This window comes from Erwinia sp. PME.40.26/001 (genome assembly GCF_055556675.1).
The window spans coordinates 131,261-148,774 of record NZ_JBVHNP010000004.1 but is presented as its reverse complement, the minus strand read 5'-3'; the positions used below and the strand labels follow the sequence as shown (position 1 = coordinate 148,774).

Genomic DNA, 17,514 nt, shown 5'->3' with positions numbered 1-17,514 from the left:
GAACCCCTTTCTCCGCGCCGGTAGCCCGAATTACCCCTCCAGTAACGACATAATCATCTGCGGCGTCATTGTCATCACTTTCGACATCAGCGATGCGCTCGATTGCTGCAGGATCTGCGCGCGGGTCAGCGCGGAAACCTCGGCGGCATAATCGGCATCCTCAATGCGTGAACGTGAGGTGGCGAGATGGGTGGTGGTGGTGGCCTGCACGTTCTGTACCGACATCAGGCGGTTAGCGGCGGCCCCGAGCAGCGATCGCTGGCTGTCCACGCGACTGATAGCGCGGTCCAGGGTGGCCAGCGGATCGTCCGGGTTACGCAGGCGGATCTCCGCCCCGACCTCCGCAATGCTCATCTGGGTATTGTTGGTGGAGGCATCCGTGACGGCGGCCAGGGTGGTAGCGAAGTAAATCTGGACGTCACCCACGCCCTGTAGGGTTTTCAGCAGCAGCGTATTGCTGCCGTCATCCTGACTAACCAACGTGGCCGTTTTATCGACAGTCGCGCCGTGCACGTCCATATAATAGTTACCGCTGGCGTCCAGGCGCAGCACATCGCTGAATGTGTTGCCACTGGCATCACTGTAGCGGGTTTCCACATTGGCCGGGTCGAGGGTCACGATGGAGGTTCCCGTGACGGTCGATACGGCCGTAAAGCTGTTCTGGCTGGTGCTGCTGCTGGCCGTCACGCTGACGGTGTTGTTCGTCCCGTCACTGCTGGCGCTGACACTGGCATTGTAATACTGATAGTTACCGCTGCCATCCGCTACTTCCATCAGGTATTGCCCCCCGGACTGGACCAGACGGGCATCACTGCCTGCGACGGGACTGCCGCTGGCATCGGTAAAGATCACCGTCGCCGCGCTGATATCGATGGCCGGTGTCTGCGTGACCTGGGCCGGCAGGGGGGAAAAATCGGTGTCCGGCTGACCGGTGGCCTGAGTTATCTGCGCCGTGACATTCCCGCTGGTGCTAAAGCGGATCCCGGCAGCGTAATAGACATCGTTCTGCTCAATATAATACTGACCGTTACTTTCCGTGAGAGTGGGCGGCGGGCTGGTGGCCAGGGCGTTGCCGCTGTCGTCCAGGAAGTTAACCGACGGCAGCGGGCGGGCGGCAACGTCATTCACGGCGCTGAAGAGGGGCGTCATGCTGGTGGTGCCGACAGTCACTGTGCCGCTGGCCGTCGCGGTTGTCCAGGTGGCGGCGTAGGAGGCCGGATAAAAAGCCGCCGTGCCGTCAGCAGCCGTTCCCTGTATGTAGAGCTGATTGCTGACGTTGCTTCTGACCAGCTGCGGTGAGGTCAGTGTTCCGTTGGTGGAATAGCTGACCGACACAGCCCCGCTGTTCAGCGCAATATTATTGGCAATGCCAGTGAGGGTATTGACCGGTGAGACCGCCCCGCTGATACCGCGAATAATCAGGTCTTTTAACCCGAGTTGTTCAACGCTGAACCCGCGCGTTAAGTCGAGGTCGATTTTATTATTATCGTACGCCCCTACCTGTAAGCCCACTTTTCCCGCGCTACCGTTCAACAGGCTGATGCCGTTAAAGCTGGCGCTGCTGTTCAGCCGGTCTATCTCTTTCAGGTTGAGATTAATCTCGGCCTGAATCGCATCACTGTCGGTCTGAGAATAGGTTTCACTCACCCCCTGAACGGTCAGTTCGCGGATGCGCTGTAAACGATCGTTAATTTCACTCAGTGCGCCTTCAGCGGTTTCAGCAAGTGACAGGCCGTCGGCAGCGTTACGCTGCGCCTGGGCGAGGCCTTTCTGCTGGCTGGTCAGGCGGTTAGCAATTGCCTGTCCCGCCGAGTCGTCGCGGGCGCTGTTGATGCGCATCCCGGAGGAGAGGCGACGGATAGACTCATCAAGGGCAGAGCTGGTTTTCAGAGAATGCTGCTGCACGACAAGCGCTGACATATTGGTTTTTAGACTTAGCATGATCCTGCCCGACCCTCATTTTTCCTGATAACGGTTATCGGCATCGGATCAAAAAGTTTTACGGGAAATTTTGCTTAAGGAAGGAAACGGGACTGAGAGAGAGGGGCTGGAGCGGCCAACGGGAATCGAACCCGTGTCATCAGCTTGGGAAGCTGAGGTAATACCATTATACGATGGCCGCAGAGCGGAAAGGATATTAGCACAACTCTGACAGGAAATGTTGAGTCATATCAAAGATAATCCGCACATCTCATCCTTTGCCTTGCTGATCGTTAAATTGAAACGCCAGCTGACATTCTCTTTGATTGATGTTGATCTTGAGATCGCACGTCGGGCTGGCCCGATCCAGATAGCGCATCAGCTCGGTAATCTGGTCGGCGCTGAAAGAGTTTGTGCGGTAATGCGTCATTTCATAGCGCCACAGCAGCTCGAACTCAACCTGCCCAAGTCGTTGTGCGAGATACTGACAAAGCCCAGGCCCCAGCACTTCCACGCGCTTATTGTAGATAGTCCGAAGGATCTTAATCAGTGAGCCGGTTTCATTAGGCGTTTGGCCAAAAACCAGTTCCAGACGCCGGTCGTTCAGATCGTCCAGATAGTTGTCCGGGCTGATCACCTGACGTTTGTTAACGTCATAGAGGATCGCATCCCACGTCATCAGCGTTGTTTTGAACAGGCTGTTCGCATTTTCCAGCGGGATCAGATTTTCTCTAAAAGCCCAGGTGTCGGACAGGCACCAGATATCAAAGTCCATCGCGTGATAGCGAAAACGGATGCCACCAAAACGGGTCAGTGCTGGCTGGGAAACCCCCAGGGCAGAGAGAAGCTGTAATAAGTTCTCGTGGTTGCTGTCGACCACGATATCAATATCAGAAGTAAATCCTTTGCGACCAAAAAGCCCGATATCGCGGATCATCCCGCCGAAAATCCATGCGCGGCTGTGCGCTGCCAGCGCGTCGATTAACACCCTGGCAGCCTGACCTTCACTGCGACAAAGGAAAAAGCGTTCGATACGGCGTTTAAGATGCTTCTGGCTTTTGACCACATTCGTATTCATAGAGCGATTTTAACTCATCATGAAGGTCCATCAAATAGCTGTCCGTCATCCCTGCCACCGCATCGGTGAGCAGCTGTGCTTCTTTGTACAGCCGGGGCAGGGGGTTATGGGGATCTTCAAAAATACGCCGGTAATTTTCTGAGATGCGCCCATAAGCGTAACGGCCAAAAGGGGTGTCTGAGCGATACGTAGGCAGTGGGGTAAAGCCGGCTTCGCACTGGGCACGCTTATTATCTTCTTTTTTTTCTGTCGGTGTTTTATGCCCGTGAATGCCGAGCCACAGCATATCCATCAGTCCCTGAATATAGTTCGAACCCTTCAGCTCCAGTTCCAGAACGGAACGATGCCGATAGCCCCGCGTTCTGTCGAACTCTTTCAGCGCTTCACATAGCTGATGGCCCCGGCTGACCCTCATTAAGTCCTCAAAGGTACAACAAGGCTGCATCAGCACGTGGTGATAATCCCGGAAAGCGTCAACGGTCGCATTGATCAGGGTACTGACGGCATAGACCCGGAACATTTGCATACTCATATCGTTAAGCTCAGCGGGAGAGAGCCCATTGGTATGGGTGTCCCATTGGCGATTTTTTAATTCCGTCTGGCTAATCAGCGCGTCGATAACCTCATCACCGTTATGCCAGCACTGAAGAAAGCTGATGAGATCGTGATAGGAGGCAAGTCCTTTCTTGACGGTATCTTCAGCATCCAGCACGGAATAGGCGATATCGTCACAGGCCTCCATCAGGTAGGTCAGTGGATGACGCACCCCTTCTTTTAGCCCGGTTTTTTCCCAGACCTCTTCAACCACCTTGGCTTCAGAATAAAAAAAGCCGTGTTTTTTCCACGGGGTTTGATTCGTGGTGTAGGAGGAACGGGGGTATTTGATCAGGGCAGCCAGCGTTGCGTAGGTCAGATTCAGTCCGAACTGATCGTTGAGGATCTGTAGTTTTGTCACCAGACGAAAGGTTTGTGAGTTGCCGTCAAAATGAAAGAAATCGTTGTAGAAGGCATCTTGCTTGTTGACCAGTGGAGCAAGGTGGCGGATAAACCAGGTCCGCATTGCGGCCTCACCCTGATGACCATAGGGCGGATTGCCTAAGTCATGGGCTAAACCGATAGCTGCCAGAAGGGCCGGAATATCGCGCTCGACGCAGATATTATCCAGGGGACCAAAAATTTCCTCTTTCAGATCAAATGCCAGCCGCATACCTATGCCACGGGCAAAATTGGCTACTTCGTGTGAATGGGTTAAGCGAGTCCGTATGCTGTCATTGCGGTCAAGGGGAAATACCTGGGTTTTGTCGGCCAGGCGGCGCGTGGGGGCAGAAAAGAGCAGGCGATCATAGTCACGCTCGATCTCCTGGCGTCCCTGGCGAGTCGAATGACGCGCGGAATCGGTCTCAGGCGGGGTGATCTTTTCTTTATCTTTACGGCGGGCACTACAGAGGAGCTGTTGCCATTGCATCATCGTATCCTTGATATTTGCAAAAAAGTAACGCTACCAAATTTCAGTTAGGCAATCTATTTCTTTGGCTTAAAGGAATAATTATCGGAATAAGGGTCGCATTTATTTCGTATTCTGCGAGGTTTATATTCGTAAAACAGCCATAAAAAAACCGACGCAGGGGTCGGTTACGTTTTGCCGGGGCTGAAGCATTATGCCATCAGGTTAGCGGGGGCCTCATCCATTGAGCGCTAGAACCAGAGGTAGGTAGCCAGACAGTATGCCAGGGTTATTGACAGCAGAATCAGCTCTGCGGGTTTAATCAGGTACATAGTAGGTCCGAACGGTTCAGGATGAATGCTACTTACATCGGTCCTTTTGCCTGAAACTTTAGGCAGGTCACCACCTATGTCACTAAAGCCCCTGACCGCAGGCCAGATTCTGTTTGCGTCGGTCTTTGTCCTGATACATGGCGGCATCGGCATCCCGCACCGCACTGTCCGGCGTACTCAGGGCCGGGTCCACGCTGACCAGGCCAATGCTGGCACCGGCATACTCTATTTTCGCGGCAGAAAGCTGATAACTACCGCTCAGGATCGCCGAGATACGCTGCTTCAGCGTGGCGGCAGCGGTGTCATCCTGCGAGGCAACAGCCGTGGCAAGGATAAATTCGTCGCCGCCCAGACGCCCCAGCACGTCGTCATGCCGGGTCACTTCTTTCAGCCGCCGGCCGATAGCCCGCAGGAATTCATCCCCGGTCTGGTGGCCGTAGCGGTCATTAATTCCCTTAAACCCGTCCAGGTCGATAAACGCGACCAGCAGGTGATGGGTGTCATTGCGCGCATGGCTAAACAGCGCGGGCAGACGGGCAAACACCGCGCGGCGATTAGGCAGCCCGGTGAGTTCGTCGGTGAAGCTGGCTGCGGTCAGCGTGGCGTTGGCGTCCTGCAACTCTTCCAGCAGCTGCTCTTTGCGAAGATACTGTGAAATAAGCTCGGCAAACAGCTGAAGAACCTGCTCGCCGCGCTGAGACAGTGGCTGCCTGCGGGCGCTGGCCGCGCACAGCGTTCCGAACAGTGTGCCGTCGCCCATAACAACCGGGGTACTGACGTACGTGGTGATCCCCAGCGCTCTGGCCGCGTCAGAATCCCCCCAGATATCAGGCACCTCACAGGTGTAACGCCGTCCCTCATCCAGGGCGCGTTTACACAGCGTATCCTGCCACGGTACCGTCAGTCCTTCAGGGATCTGCATTTTTCTGCTGTTACGCGCATACAGGATATGCTGTTCGTTACCCTCTTCGTCGATCCGCGTGAGATAGGTGGACTCCATCTCGGTCACCAGCTCCAGCATTTCCAGCAGCTGACGCACAAATCCTTCGAGGGTTTTTTCCGATCCCAGCGCGGTCGAGATGCGCTCAATCAAATTTTCCTTCATAGGTCAGAGTTCCCGGGTCGTAAAGTGGAGGATAAATCGTGCAAAGGCTGTCATGTCAGAGAGCGCTAACGCGTTGTTATTATTTTTTATCGGTGTGATTCGTGGGGCGCATTCCCCTCTGTACCGCGTTGCTGATTCTATCACCGGTGGGCAGAGGAAAACATTGAGAAACCGGGCAAAAAGAAAAGAGTTTGCCATAAATCTGTCCTGGCAGATAACAGCCTGCTGCAAAAGCTTAGCGGATTATCTTACATCCCCTGATGCCGTCTTTCAGGTATCAATAGCGCTTATTATAAAGGCACTAAAAAGGAGGGGCTGTGCTGAAGGCAACATCATTATTAACCGGAGCAGCGGCGCTACCGCAGGCGTGGCAGTCGGTCATCCTCAGTCGGATCGGACAGGCGAATGTGAAGCTGATCCGCATGGGGAAAGAGGGGATACCTGAGGAAGTGCATGAGCATTTTGCCGAGTTGCTGGTGGTGATCGAGGGGCAGATGACGCTGGAAATAGACAGGCAGGCCGTGGTGCTGAAAAGCGGGGACTATGTTGTGATACCGCCGGGCAGCCCGCATCGGGTGCTGCCCGGCAGCAGCGGAACGCTGCTGCTGGTTGATGCTGAAGCGCCGTTACCAGGCCAGTAACTTACCGCTGTAATCAATATAGTGATGGCCGCCCTTACCGCGCCATGCTTCCAGCTGGTCGGCAATGCCGCCCGCGCTCTGTGCCACCGTCAGGGGGGCGCTTTTGCCGCCCATATCGGTCTGGACCCAGCCGGGGTGTACGCAGAGCAGCGTTTTATCCTGGGCTTCGGGCTGCACCGACAGGCCGCGTGCCAGCATATTCAGTGCCCCTTTACTGGCGGCATACAGCGGGTAGGTGGCATCCGGGTTTTCATTCAGGCTGGCCAGCTGCGAGGTCATCAGCGCCAGGATGCCGCTGCGTGGCTTAACCAGTGGCAACAGTATTTCCGCGCAGCGCACCGGCGAAAAAGTGTTGGTTTGAAACAGTGCCAGCATTTCGTCGTCGCTGGTGCGCGACAGCGTCTGGTGATCCGGGCCATAAACGCCCGCATTAATAAAAATCACGTCAAACTGCTGGTCTGCCAGTTCGCCCTTCAGCGCATCGCGCTGTTCCGGCAGGTTAATGTCCAGCGTCAGCCAGCGGAGAGCGGCGGTGCTGGCGGGGATCTCGTTACGCGTGGTCGCGGTCACGTGCCAGCCGCGATCGGCCAGAGTGGTTGCCAGTCCTGAACCGATGCCGCGTGAAGCGCCAATAATTAAAGCCTGTGGAGATGTCATGATGGGGTCTGCCTTATGTCAGCGGGGGTCAGTAGGATGATCTTACGCAAAAGCATAGCAAAAAGAGGGCACCGCGCCCGATCGCCCGGTGCCTGATGGGGAGAGGAGGGAGGATCTCTCCCTCCACTCTGAGGGTTATCGGCCTGCCCACCACAGCCTGAGCTTCATGCCCCAGCCGCTGGTAAAGCCGGTGGTGGTGCTCACCACCCGGCCTTTATCAATGATCACCAGGGTTGGCGTGACGTTCACCTGCCAGTGAGCCGACAGGCGGCCTTCCGGGTCGTTAACCAGCGGCATCTGATACTGCTTCACCTGCAAATATCGCTGGACGTTTTCATCATCCCCGGAGCGGAGCGCAATGCCGATCACGTTGCTGCCGTCCTGCGCCATCCCGGCCACTACCGGCGTGGTAAAGCGGCAGATACCGCACCAGCTGGCCCAGAAATAGACCAGCAAAGGGCGATCCTGACTCAGAGTGTTCAGCGTAACCTCCTGCCCGTCAAGGGTATGGAGTGGCTGATCAGCAAAGGCCAGCGGGGCCTGTGGCGCGCGCCACTGGTCCATCACCCACATCAGCCCGGCCATCAGCAGCGCCAGCAGCAGCAGATCGCGCGTCCAGCGCTTCATACGGCTCATGGCGTCTGCGCCAGCTGCTGTTTCACCAGACTTTCCAGCTGCTCATAGGAGACCGCACCGGGCAGCAGGCGGTTGCCAATCAGCGTGGCCGGTGTACCCTCAATGCCCAGGTGCTGCGCCAGTTTAAGATTGGTGTTGACTGTCTCCAGGCTCTGCCTGTCCGGCTGCGCCAGAGTGATGTTCAGCTTCTGTTCCGCTGCTTTGATGCTGGCGTCGTCGTGGTAGCCTTTTTTCGCCATCAGCCGCTGATGGAGTGCCAGCCAGCGATCCGGCTGCTGCCGCCACAGCGTCAGTACCTCACGGGCGGCGGTCAGCGAGCTTTCCGAACGGTACGGCAGGGGTTTAATCACCACGGCAACGTCCGGGTACTGTTGCACAAGCTTTTCCAGCAGCCCATCGAACTGCTTACAGTACGGGCAGTTGTAATCAGTGAACGCCACCAGCGTCAGCTTCGCGTCTTTTGCCCCCAGGCGGGGCGAACCGGCATCTTCATACAGTGCGGCGCGGTTCTGTGCGATCACCTGGCCGGTGACGTCGGCCTGCTGTTTCTGCGCCTGCTTATCGTAAGCATCGGCGGCTTCCGCCAGGATCTGCGGATTTTGCACCAGCGTTTCGCGGATCATCTGCTGAATACGCGCCTCCTGTTCCGGGGTGAAGGGCGCGGCGGCCCACAGCGGGGTGGCAACCAGTAGCAGAGCGATCAGGGATTTTTTCATTGTTCAGTTCCTTTGGCATCATTCAGGGTTTTCAGCAGGGTAGTCCGGTCAAGCAGCGGCGAGAGCACCACGCCCCGGGGAGCACCCGGTCCATAAATTTGATTAAACGGCACGGCCACGCTGCCGCGCTGTTGCAGAAAATGGGTGATGGTTTCGGAAGGCCGGCTCCAGTCACCGCGCAGGGGCACCACATCGTCAGCCAGCAGCGCCTGCTGCACATCTTCCCGCAGCAGTACGTTGTATTTGTTGGCTTTACAGGTCACACACCAGTCGGCAGTAACGTCGATAAATACCCGCTTATTGGCGTCCAGCGCCTGGCGGATGGCCTGTTCTGACAAGGGTTGCCAGTTAACGCGATCCTGCAACGCCCTTTTACCCGGAGTGTTACTCAGGACACCGGTCAGCAGTACGCCGCCCGCACACACCAGCAGGAGTGCGGTGACCATCGCTGCGAGTTTGATACCACACTGTTTTACCAGGCTGGCCAGCAGTATCAGCGCGATAACGGCAGCCACAGTCAGCGCGGCGGTAGCACCAATATGACTGACCAGCAGGCTAACCAGCCAGAAACAGGAGGCCAGCATCAGTAAGCCCAGCAGGATGCGCAGCACGTTCATCCAGCGGCCGGGGCGCGGTAACTTCAGTGCCAGTGCGGGCCAGGCTGCGATCAGCAGCCAGGGCAGGCTCATGCCAGTGCCAAGCGCAACAAACATCACCCACAGCAGCGGCAGCGGGGCTGCCAGCGCAAAGGCCACCGCCGTGCCAAGAAGCGGGGCAGAGCAGGGCGTGGCCAGCAGAGTGGCAAATGCGCCCTGCCAGAAATGTCCACTCAGTCCGTGCCCTGACCGGGTGGCCAGTCGGGTATTGAACGCGGAGGGCAGACGCAGGTGGAACAGGCCGAACAGGCTGGCGCTGAACAGCAGCGTCACCAGCACCATAAAGCCGATAAACCACGGGTTCTGGAACTGGATGCCCCAGCCGAGGGCGCGATCCGTCAGGCGCAGCGCCGTCATCAGCAGCGCCAGCGCCATGAATGAGGCGACAATGCCGGCGCTGGAGGCGAGGAACTGTAGCCGCACGCTGCGGCGGTCGCGCTGAGTGGCGGTGATAATACTGCCCAGCTTCATGCCCAGTACCGGCAGCACACAGGGCATCAGGTTGAGAATAAAGCCCCCGGCCAGCGCCATCAGCAGCATCTGCCACAGCGGCAGGGTTGCCGCAGGTGGCGTTGTACTGGTTTCCACCGGCAGGCTGACTTGCTGCGCCAGACCGCCGTCCGCCAGCACCAGCGACAGGATTTTACCCCTGAGGTCCGGCGCGCTGTCGCCCCACTCATCGCTGACCGGCACGCGGGCGACCAGCTGAGATCCGTTCAGGGTAAAACGTGGTTCGCCGAAACTGCTGCCGGCAAGCCCGTCAAGGAACAGCGCCGGCTGCTGCCAGCCATTCTGACGGTCGGCCACAATCTGCAGTTCACCCTGCCGGTAACCGGCGGTAATACGATCCGTCAGGCCGTGTTCAATCGGCACTGTGCCCATGGCCCGGGCATAGTCATGGTCGAATGCCGGGTCTGCGGATGCAGACATCTTCAGGCTGAACGGGTAATCCGTGAGGATGCAGACGTGACTGCAGGTCGATAGTGTCAGCGTCCCGGCAAGGTAAGCGGGGGCCGGGGCAGGCAGTTCAATCGGCAGGGATACCTGCTGATGATAGCCCTGAGTGCTGATCCCGGCGACGTTAAAGCGTTGTGGAACCGGCCAGAACCAGTGTGCTCCGGTGATGCCGTCCTGCCAGCGAATGGCGGGAGCGATGCCCCCTTCGCCCGGCGAACGCCAGTAGGTTTTCCAGCCGTCCTGCAGGCGAATATCCAGCAGCAGTCGTGTGCGGTCGGGCTGTGAGGCATCGGTACGCAGGCGCACCTCCGCGTGACTGTTTTGAGGGTTTTGCAGCCAGCCGCTGTCGGCCGCCTGAAGCGCAGGCAGCCAGAACAGCAGCAGGAAGACAAGGCCCCTGATAAGCGTAAACATGGTATTTCTCCGTAAATGAAAAAGTCAGAACCGGGGGAAGCGGTCTGTCATTCGCGGAAATTGCAGTTGATCAGATGGATGCGTAACAGCGGTGCGCGACGGGCACGTACCGGGGGAAACCTGAATGGCAGCGTGCACAGCAGCGCTAATACCGCCAGCAGGAGACTGGGCGCAGGAACGGCACCGTCGAACAGCAGGGGAGGGACCACCAGCAGGGTTTTGGCGCTTACCTCACAGGGGGTCAGCGGGGCGCTTTCATCGCTGTCCGGGGAGATAACGCTGAGACTGGCCGTCACGGATGGCGGGGACAGGACGTGCAGGCTCGCCACGCGCTGTGCCATACAGATCAGTATGACCAGACAGGCGAGGATCAGAAAGCCCGTTGCTTTGCGTTGCCGAGTTGTCATCACCCGCCCCATTCATTAAGTGCGACTATCTTAACCAGACAGCCGCGTTTGACAATGGTTACGCGTGTAAACTTTTGTCTGCCAGCGGATTACGCCCTGTTAAGCGCACCCCAGACGAGGTTTCCGCGATGGAAGGTGGCGGTGCGCGGCGAGATACGCGCCACGGCCTCCGCCGAGCAGGAGGCATCAACCAGCACAAAGCTGGCTTCATCCTGCTCCATGGGCCAGACGCGCTCGCCGCGCTCGTTAAGCGGCAGGCGGTTACCGGTGGCGATAGCCAGCGCCCGCGACAGCGGAAGTTCCCCCGGACGCGCATACAGCTGAGCGTACAGGTTGGCTTTCTCCAGCATATCGCCGAGGCCATACGGCGACCAGTGGTCAATGACGCTGTCGGTGCCGGTCATCACCATAACCCCGTTATCCTGAAGCTGCTTCAGGGGCATATGCAGCGTGCCAATCGGCACCGTCGAGGCGATGCTGATCTGCTGTGCCGCCATGCGCTGCGCGGTTTCTGCCACCTGCTGCGGAGTGAGCGTGGCCAGAGCAAACGCATGGCTGATAGTGAGTTTTCCCTTCAGCTGCGGGGTCTGCTCCACCCGGTCAATCATATAATCGATAGCAGCGACGCCCGCCGGGGTGGTTTCGTGCAGATGGATATCCACGCCCTTGTTATAGTCAACGGCGATCTGGAACATCGTATCGAGGGATTTTTCCATATTGCCGTCCACGCTGGTGGGATCGAGCCCGCCGACGTAGTGGGCACCCGCCTGCATGGCTTCACGCATCAGCGGTTCAGATTTTGACAGCAGCAGGCCATGCTGCGGGAAGGCGACGATCTCACAGCTGAAGCCACTGCGGCGCTGCTCCAGCACCGCCATCAGATTTTCCAGATTCTTCAGACCGGAAACGGGTTCAATATTGCAGTGGCTGCGGGCCACGCTGGAGCCTTTCGACTGTACCAGATCGATTAGCTTATTGGCCCGCTCCCGGGTATGCGGTGCCAGCTCTGGCAGTAGCTGATGTTCCAGCGCGATCATCTGCTTAATGGTGGTGCCCGCCGGGCGGGACTGCACGCGCCACGGGCCACCGTAGAAAGTCTTATCCAGATGAATGTGCATGTCACGCATGGCGGGCAGCAGCAGTTTTCCTCCGGCATCAGCGTGCGGCAAGCTGCTATCCGGCCGCTGGTTGCCGGCGCGCAGGGCGACGATTTTGCCGTCGTTGATCTCCAGACAGTGCAGTGCCGTCCGGGTCGCAACGGCAACCCCGTCCTGATAGTCAAAGCCGGTTTCCAGCAGCACGTTATCCAGATAGTAATGGCGGGCGCTGAGGGTCGATATCGTCTTTTCCTGCCTGAAAGGGGAGTGACTGCCTGCGGCCACGGCCAGCGGGCTGCCAGCGCCCAGCAGGACGCAGGCACCGAGCAGTTTGCTGCCGTGGCTGAGGAAGGTACGGCGTTGCGGGTCGGAATTAGTCATCGCGGGCTCCTGCGTGAATAAGCTGTGTGGCAATCGCGTCATAGCCGAGCGAACGCGCCAGCTGTAACGGGGTTTTACCGTATTTATCGGTCAGATGCGGGCTGGCACCGTTATCCAGCAACAGCTGAACAATCACCTGCTGGTCGCGGCCGCCGTCGTTAAGCACGATGGCTTCGAGCAGCGGCGTCCAGCCGAGAAAATTGGTGTGATTCACGTTGATAGCGGTGTGGGTCAGCAGTTCGCGGACGATTTCCACATGGCCTTTCTCACTGGCTGGCGTCAGGCCGACGCCGCCAAAGCGGGTCAGGCAGTTCAGGTCGGGCGAGGCGGGCAGCAGCAGCCGTAGCAGCCGGAGATCGTTATTCAGACAGGCGATAAGAAACGGGTTCAGGCAGGTATTATCCTGCTGATTTATATCTGCTCCGGCGCGCATTAGCCAGGCCACACAGTCATAGTGCTGAAGCTGTGCCGCCAGTGTTATCGCGCTGGTGCGCTGCACGGTCATGGTGTTGAGGTCGACGCCCTGGGCATGGCATGCCTGCAGGGCAGCCAGGTCACCCTGACGGGCGGCATCAAGAAAGTGTTCCTGCAGCGCGCGGGCGGCAGAGGGCGAATAAGCGTGAGCAGAGGGCATAAATTTTCCCTGACAGGCGAGTGATAATCCATCGTAAGACAATAACAGCCTGTAAAACCCGGAGGTATCCGTTTAAAAATAATTCACACCAGATGGGGTTATTGTTGAATAATAATCAACGCAGAGTGAAGGAGGAAACGCCGCGTGAACTCGATATTTAACGAAGAAAATTTGCAGGTATTCACGGCGGTTGTGCGCTGCCACAGTTTCAGCCAGGCCGCTATTGAGCTGGGCGTGACCACCTCTGCCATCAGCTACGCCATTAAGCGCATGGAGTCCGGTCTGGCGGTGTCGCTTTTTATACGCCACGCCCGCCGCGTTGAGCTGACGGAGTCAGGCCACTATTTTCACCAAAAAGCGCTGGCGCTGCTGGCGGATTTTGGGGCAATAAAACAGGGAGTGGATGCCATTGCCCGGGGCGTGGAGTCGCGGGTACGTATCTGCATCAATCATCTGCTGTTTACGCCCCGCCACACTGCGCGCCTGCTACAGCTGTTGAAAAAGGCCTTTCCCACCTGTCAGGTGACCGTCACTCATGAGGTTTACAATGGCGTCTGGGATGCTTTTATCCATCACCAGGCGACCATCGCTATCGGCGCGCCGGACAGCCCGCCGCAGGGTGGCGGCATTACGTGTGCCGACATAGGCAGCGTACACTGGCAGTTCGCGATTGCGCCCGATCATCCACTGGCGGTGCTGCCGCAGCCGATTGGCGAAAACGCACTGCGGCGCTTTACCAATATTATGGTCGCGGACACGGCCCTTACCCTGAATCAGCGTATTGGCTGGCTGCTCCACGGGCAGGAGGTTATTCTGGTGCCGGACTTCCAGACGAAATGTCAGTGTCAGATTCTGGGGGAAGGGATCGGATTTTTGCCGGACTACCTTGTCAGGGAAGCGGGCGACGCGCTGGTAACGCGGGAGGTCAGGAATCCCCGACCGGCATCCCGGCTGCTGCTGGTCACCCGGGAACCGGCCAGCGGTCAGGTCACGCAGTGGATCAGGCAGCAGTTTTTGGTGGGGGGAGCCTTAAGCACGCTGTATCAGGATTTGCTGCATCGCGAAGATAAAACAGACGGAATGTAAAAACTGTGTTAACTTCAACGCTCATTACCAAATTTTCTCTTAAAATAAAAATATGTAGGTCTATTATCCAAAATATTAAATATCAGTGTCCGTCTTGTCACGGCTGCCAGTTCCGCTTTTCGCCTTTCAGTATCACCGCTAAAAATCCCCATGGTGCCAACTGCATTTTCTGTAAAGCCCAGATGGTTTGTCGTCCCGCGAGCACAGCACAAAACTAAACCCGTCGAGCGTTTTCCCCAGGCCTGTTGTTGATGTTAACCTTAGCGGCTAATCCCCGTTAACCGTCAATATCCCAGGGCCGTATGATGACCACCTCAACTGAAAAACTCCTCTCCCTCTGTAGTGACAGCCTGGCTGCCACCCCGCAGGATATGCCCATCATCACGACGGCAGATCCCGCGCTGGTCGGAGAGCTTCGCCAACTGCTGACCGCGAAAAACGGCTGCTATGGTTTTGTCTCTGCCCTGCATATCTTTCCGTGGCAGGCGGTGGAAAATGAACCCGGCCTGCAGCAGTGGAACCAGCCTGAGCTGTGGATAGAGGCTTTCCAGGATCTGGCGCGTGACGCGCTGTTCTTTGCGGAAGATATCTTTGGCGTGCAGTTTTGCCTGCGGCAGGGCGGCGTGTTCAGCTTCGAACCGGAAACCGGCGAGTTTAGCTGGATGGCCGAAAGCCTTGAGCACTGGAGTGCCCTGATCCTTGAAGACTATTCAGTATTAACCGGTTATCCGCTGGCGCAGGACTGGCAGGATCAGCACGGGGCACTGCCTGCGGGTTACCGTTTGTTGCCGAAAATCCCGTTTATTCTGGGTGGGGAATTTGTGCCGGATAACCTTCATGCGGTACGCAGTGTGGATGCCATGCGCACCCGTGCGCTGTTTGCCGTACAGATGCGCGACCGGCCGGACGGCTCACAGGTTGCCCTGGATCCTTCCGCGTCCTGATCTCAGCTACCCGGCATCGCTGCGCCAGAGGCAATAAACCACACCAGAAATGCCATCGCGGCAATAAAAATCAGGGTAGGGGCAATCGCTCTTTTATTCATGGCATTTCACACTCAGTGGGGTAAGGGAAAGCGGGAAGTCAGCTTCCCGTGCGCGGCTGAGTGTAACATATTCATCGTGCTGCCCGACACGGCCACCGATCCCTGTTTCACCGCAGGGTTTTATGCGAAAATGATAGCGCAAACATTTTAGCCGCCGGGAAGCCGATGCAAAATCATGATGAGGGACGTGGGGCCGCCGTCAGTAAAAATCCAACGCTGGAGGATGTCGCGCGGGTGGCCGGGCTCTCTCCGATGACCGTCAGCCGGGCAATTAATAAGCCGCAGGTGGTGCGCCCGGCAACCGTGGCCCGGGTGATGGAGGCCATACAGGCCACCGGCTATATCCCGAATATGCTGGCGGGGGGGCTGGCATCAAAGCGCAGCCGCCTGATCGCCGTAGTGGTGCCGCAGATTAATAACAGTATGTTCGTCGACACCGTGCAGGCGCTGGGGGATCGGCTGGCGCAGCGTGGCTACCATATGCTGCTCTGCATCACCGGCTATTCTGCCGATAATGAAGCCTCCATTGTCGCGACTATCCTCTCGCGCCGCCCCGATGGCATAGTGCTGACCGGCATTCATCACAGCCCCGAGCTGAGAAAAACCATTTTGAATATTGGCCTGCCAGTGGTGGAGATATGGGATCTGACCCCGACACCGCTGGATATGCTGGTGGGCTTCTCTCATGAGAAGATTGGCACGCAGCTGGGGCACTACTGCCTGCAAAAAGGTTATCTCAATCTCGGGCTGGTCTGGGCGAGCGATCGGCGTGCCCTGCAGCGGCGTAAGGGACTCTCTGATGTGATGCAGGGACAGCCGGGTTGCCGCATACGCGGCGTCAATGCGCCGGTGCCGACCTCACTTGATGCCGGAAGGCAGGGCATGCGCCAGCTGCTGGCGCGGGGAGAACGGTTTGACGCCATTATCTGCAGCTCAGATACCCTGGCCCAGGGGGTGATCATGGAAGCGGAGGCGTGCGGACTGGCCGTCCCCGCGAGGCTGGCCGTCATTGGTTTTGGTGACCTTGCTTTCGCGGCGGCGAACCGGCCGTCGATCACCACCGTGGCGATTGACCGGGTGAAGATGGGCGAAGAGGCGGCGACCCTGCTGGCCGATAAAATTGAGGGCCAGGCACCGGCCGAATTGGTGATCGATCTCGGCTTTACCCTCAAAGTAAGGGACTCCGGTTAGGGCCAGTGACCGTCAAACCCGGCGGGATGAATCAAGAATTATATGACTTTATTTCTTGTGGTTATTATTTCTGATAAAAACTAATTATGCGGGATTTCCCTGCATTTTTTACCATCCCGTGCGCGAATTTCTGCTAAATCCCCGCCTTTAACCCCTGCACTTCATGATGGCATTGTTATGAAATGTTAGGAGAAATACCTGCTCTTAACTTTAAACATTATCACTCCAATTTTTACATTTTGACATCTTTGTATGGTTAAGATTGCGGCAATGTAAACAGATAAAAACAGTTCTTTAACCTTAATGACATCCGCTGCGCGGATGCCATTTTCTCAGTGTGTGAGAGTCGTAAAAATGCTCCTTCAAAAAGAAACCACCCGCCGTAAGTTCTTACTCGGGTCGCTGTTGGCATTGCCGTTGGGTGAGATGGTCTTTAAGGGACTGACTGCCGCCCAGGCTGCCGAAATGGCCGCCCCGGAACTGGCAGACTACCAGCCGATCTTCTTCAGCAGCGATGAATGGCAGTTTATTCTGGCCGCCTGTGACAGCCTGATCCCCGCCGGAGGGAAAGGCAAAGCTCCAGGGGCACTGGAAACCAATGTGCCGATCTTTATCGACCAGCAGATGCATACCGATCTGGGTGATGAGATCTATATGAAAGGGCCGTTTAATCCCCAGGCACCGGCCACCATGGGGTATCAGATCCCCTTCCGTCCGCAGCAAATCTACAAGACCGGCATCAAACTGACTCATCAGTGGTGCCTGCAGCACCATCAGAAGCCTTTCCATCAGCTTAACCAGCAGGATAAAGACAGCGTCCTGACCCAGCTGCAAAAAAACGATATCCACTTCGCCGATCTTGGCGAGCCTGACCTGAAAGCCTCCCAGTTCTTCAGCGGTCTGCTCTCCGATGCCAAGCATGGTTATCTCTCTGACCCGATGTACGGCGGCAATAAAGGGATGAAAGCCTGGATTGCCATTGGCTTCCCCGGCGCGCGTGCCAGCTATCTGGAATGGGTGAAGCAGCACAACATCCCGTATCCCTTAGGCCCGGTCAGCATTAAGGGCGAACGCGCCTGAGTTTGCTGAGTGTCTGTTCGTTTTTTTGTCAATGACA

Annotated in this window: 18 protein-coding genes and 1 tRNA gene; 6 read left to right on the top strand and 13 right to left on the bottom strand. The window is 57.2% G+C overall.

What is annotated here, in order from left to right; genetic code table 11:
* Window positions 1-30 precede the first annotated feature (30 nt).
* From ACZ3HG_RS13565 to ACZ3HG_RS13545, 5 genes are all read right to left on the bottom strand, one after another.
* On the bottom strand, window positions 31-1,941 hold the full coding sequence (locus ACZ3HG_RS13565) for a flagellin N-terminal helical domain-containing protein (protein ID WP_465333022.1): 1,911 nt from the start codon (window positions 1,939-1,941) through the stop codon (window positions 31-33).
* A 107-nt stretch (window positions 1,942-2,048) separates the two neighbouring features.
* Window positions 2,049-2,122, bottom strand: a tRNA-Gly gene (locus tag ACZ3HG_RS13560).
* 69 nt (window positions 2,123-2,191) lie between these two features.
* Window positions 2,192-2,998 carry a hypothetical protein gene (locus ACZ3HG_RS13555; RefSeq protein ID WP_465333021.1) on the bottom strand — a complete coding sequence of 269 codons (807 nt, stop codon included), beginning with the start codon at window positions 2,996-2,998 and terminating at the stop codon, window positions 2,192-2,194.
* Complete coding sequence (dgt, locus tag ACZ3HG_RS13550; RefSeq protein ID WP_465333020.1) at window positions 2,961-4,466, bottom strand: dGTP triphosphohydrolase; 1,506 nt, start codon at window positions 4,464-4,466, stop codon at window positions 2,961-2,963. Before dgt ends, ACZ3HG_RS13555 begins: the two co-directional genes overlap by 38 nt.
* A 390-nt stretch (window positions 4,467-4,856) precedes the next feature.
* The gene (locus tag ACZ3HG_RS13545; protein ID WP_191936360.1) at window positions 4,857-5,879 is read right to left on the bottom strand and encodes a sensor domain-containing diguanylate cyclase; all 1,023 of its coding nucleotides are present in this window, start codon (window positions 5,877-5,879) and stop codon (window positions 4,857-4,859) included.
* A 317-nt stretch (window positions 5,880-6,196) separates the two neighbouring features.
* On the opposite strand from ACZ3HG_RS13545, the gene ACZ3HG_RS13540 reads away from it, so the two are divergent.
* A complete protein-coding gene (locus ACZ3HG_RS13540) occupies window positions 6,197-6,520 on the top strand; it encodes a cupin domain-containing protein (RefSeq protein WP_342354644.1) in 324 nt (107 codons plus the stop codon).
* Here the strand turns inward: ACZ3HG_RS13540 and ACZ3HG_RS13535 are convergent.
* The 7 genes from ACZ3HG_RS13535 to ACZ3HG_RS13505 all read right to left on the bottom strand — a co-directional run bounded on the left by ACZ3HG_RS13535 (window position 6,506) and on the right by ACZ3HG_RS13505 (window position 13,075).
* Window positions 6,506-7,180 carry an SDR family oxidoreductase gene (locus ACZ3HG_RS13535; RefSeq protein ID WP_465333229.1) on the bottom strand — a complete coding sequence of 225 codons (675 nt, stop codon included), beginning with the start codon at window positions 7,178-7,180 and terminating at the stop codon, window positions 6,506-6,508. The two genes, ACZ3HG_RS13540 and ACZ3HG_RS13535, sit on opposite strands and share 15 nt — an antisense overlap.
* 132 nt (window positions 7,181-7,312) lie before the next feature.
* Entirely contained in the window at window positions 7,313-7,813 is a 501-nt protein-coding gene (locus ACZ3HG_RS13530) for a protein disulfide oxidoreductase (RefSeq protein ID WP_191933554.1), read from the bottom strand.
* On the bottom strand, window positions 7,810-8,529 hold the full coding sequence (locus tag ACZ3HG_RS13525) for a DsbA family protein (RefSeq protein ID WP_191936362.1): 720 nt from the start codon (window positions 8,527-8,529) through the stop codon (window positions 7,810-7,812). Before ACZ3HG_RS13525 ends, ACZ3HG_RS13530 begins: the two co-directional genes overlap by 4 nt.
* Window positions 8,526-10,556 (bottom strand): protein-disulfide reductase DsbD family protein, encoded by a 2,031-nt coding sequence (locus ACZ3HG_RS13520; RefSeq protein ID WP_465333019.1) that lies wholly within the window; start codon window positions 10,554-10,556, stop codon window positions 8,526-8,528. Before ACZ3HG_RS13520 ends, ACZ3HG_RS13525 begins: the two co-directional genes overlap by 4 nt.
* A gap of 47 nt (window positions 10,557-10,603) precedes the next feature.
* Window positions 10,604-10,963: a copper resistance protein gene (locus ACZ3HG_RS13515; protein WP_191933551.1), complete on the bottom strand. Its 360-nt coding sequence runs from the start codon at window positions 10,961-10,963 to the stop codon at window positions 10,604-10,606.
* Between the two features lie 89 nt (window positions 10,964-11,052).
* Window positions 11,053-12,441, bottom strand: a complete 1,389-nt coding sequence (locus ACZ3HG_RS13510) for an amidohydrolase family protein (RefSeq protein WP_191936364.1) — start codon at window positions 12,439-12,441, stop codon at window positions 11,053-11,055.
* Complete coding sequence (locus tag ACZ3HG_RS13505) at window positions 12,434-13,075, bottom strand: ankyrin repeat domain-containing protein (RefSeq protein ID WP_191933549.1); 642 nt, start codon at window positions 13,073-13,075, stop codon at window positions 12,434-12,436. The genes ACZ3HG_RS13510 and ACZ3HG_RS13505 overlap by 8 nt, the downstream gene beginning before the upstream one ends.
* A gap of 144 nt (window positions 13,076-13,219) precedes the next feature.
* Here ACZ3HG_RS13505 and ACZ3HG_RS13500 point away from each other — a divergent pair, with 144 nt between their 5' ends.
* The 3 genes from ACZ3HG_RS13500 to ACZ3HG_RS13490 all read left to right on the top strand — a co-directional run bounded on the left by ACZ3HG_RS13500 (window position 13,220) and on the right by ACZ3HG_RS13490 (window position 15,105).
* A complete protein-coding gene (locus tag ACZ3HG_RS13500) occupies window positions 13,220-14,161 on the top strand; it encodes a LysR substrate-binding domain-containing protein (protein WP_465333018.1) in 942 nt (313 codons plus the stop codon).
* Between the two features lie 5 nt (window positions 14,162-14,166).
* The gene (gene ymcF, locus ACZ3HG_RS13495) at window positions 14,167-14,379 is read left to right on the top strand and encodes a cold shock small protein YmcF (RefSeq protein WP_423244822.1); all 213 of its coding nucleotides are present in this window, start codon (window positions 14,167-14,169) and stop codon (window positions 14,377-14,379) included.
* A gap of 87 nt (window positions 14,380-14,466) precedes the next feature.
* Window positions 14,467-15,105 carry an SMI1/KNR4 family protein gene (locus ACZ3HG_RS13490; protein WP_191933547.1) on the top strand — a complete coding sequence of 213 codons (639 nt, stop codon included), beginning with the start codon at window positions 14,467-14,469 and terminating at the stop codon, window positions 15,103-15,105.
* Window positions 15,106-15,107: 2 nt separating this feature from the next.
* Here ACZ3HG_RS13490 and ACZ3HG_RS13485 read toward each other — a convergent pair whose 3' ends face one another.
* Window positions 15,108-15,206 carry a YoaK family small membrane protein gene (locus ACZ3HG_RS13485; RefSeq protein WP_137268681.1) on the bottom strand — a complete coding sequence of 33 codons (99 nt, stop codon included), beginning with the start codon at window positions 15,204-15,206 and terminating at the stop codon, window positions 15,108-15,110.
* A gap of 165 nt (window positions 15,207-15,371) precedes the next feature.
* Here ACZ3HG_RS13485 and ACZ3HG_RS13480 point away from each other — a divergent pair, with 165 nt between their 5' ends.
* Together ACZ3HG_RS13480 and ACZ3HG_RS13475 are read left to right on the top strand one after the other, a co-directional pair.
* On the top strand, window positions 15,372-16,397 hold the full coding sequence (locus tag ACZ3HG_RS13480) for a LacI family DNA-binding transcriptional regulator (protein ID WP_465333017.1): 1,026 nt from the start codon (window positions 15,372-15,374) through the stop codon (window positions 16,395-16,397).
* 354 nt (window positions 16,398-16,751) lie between these two features.
* A complete protein-coding gene (locus ACZ3HG_RS13475; protein ID WP_062745205.1) occupies window positions 16,752-17,477 on the top strand; it encodes a gluconate 2-dehydrogenase subunit 3 family protein in 726 nt (241 codons plus the stop codon).
* The last annotated feature ends 37 nt before the right edge of the window (window positions 17,478-17,514 follow it).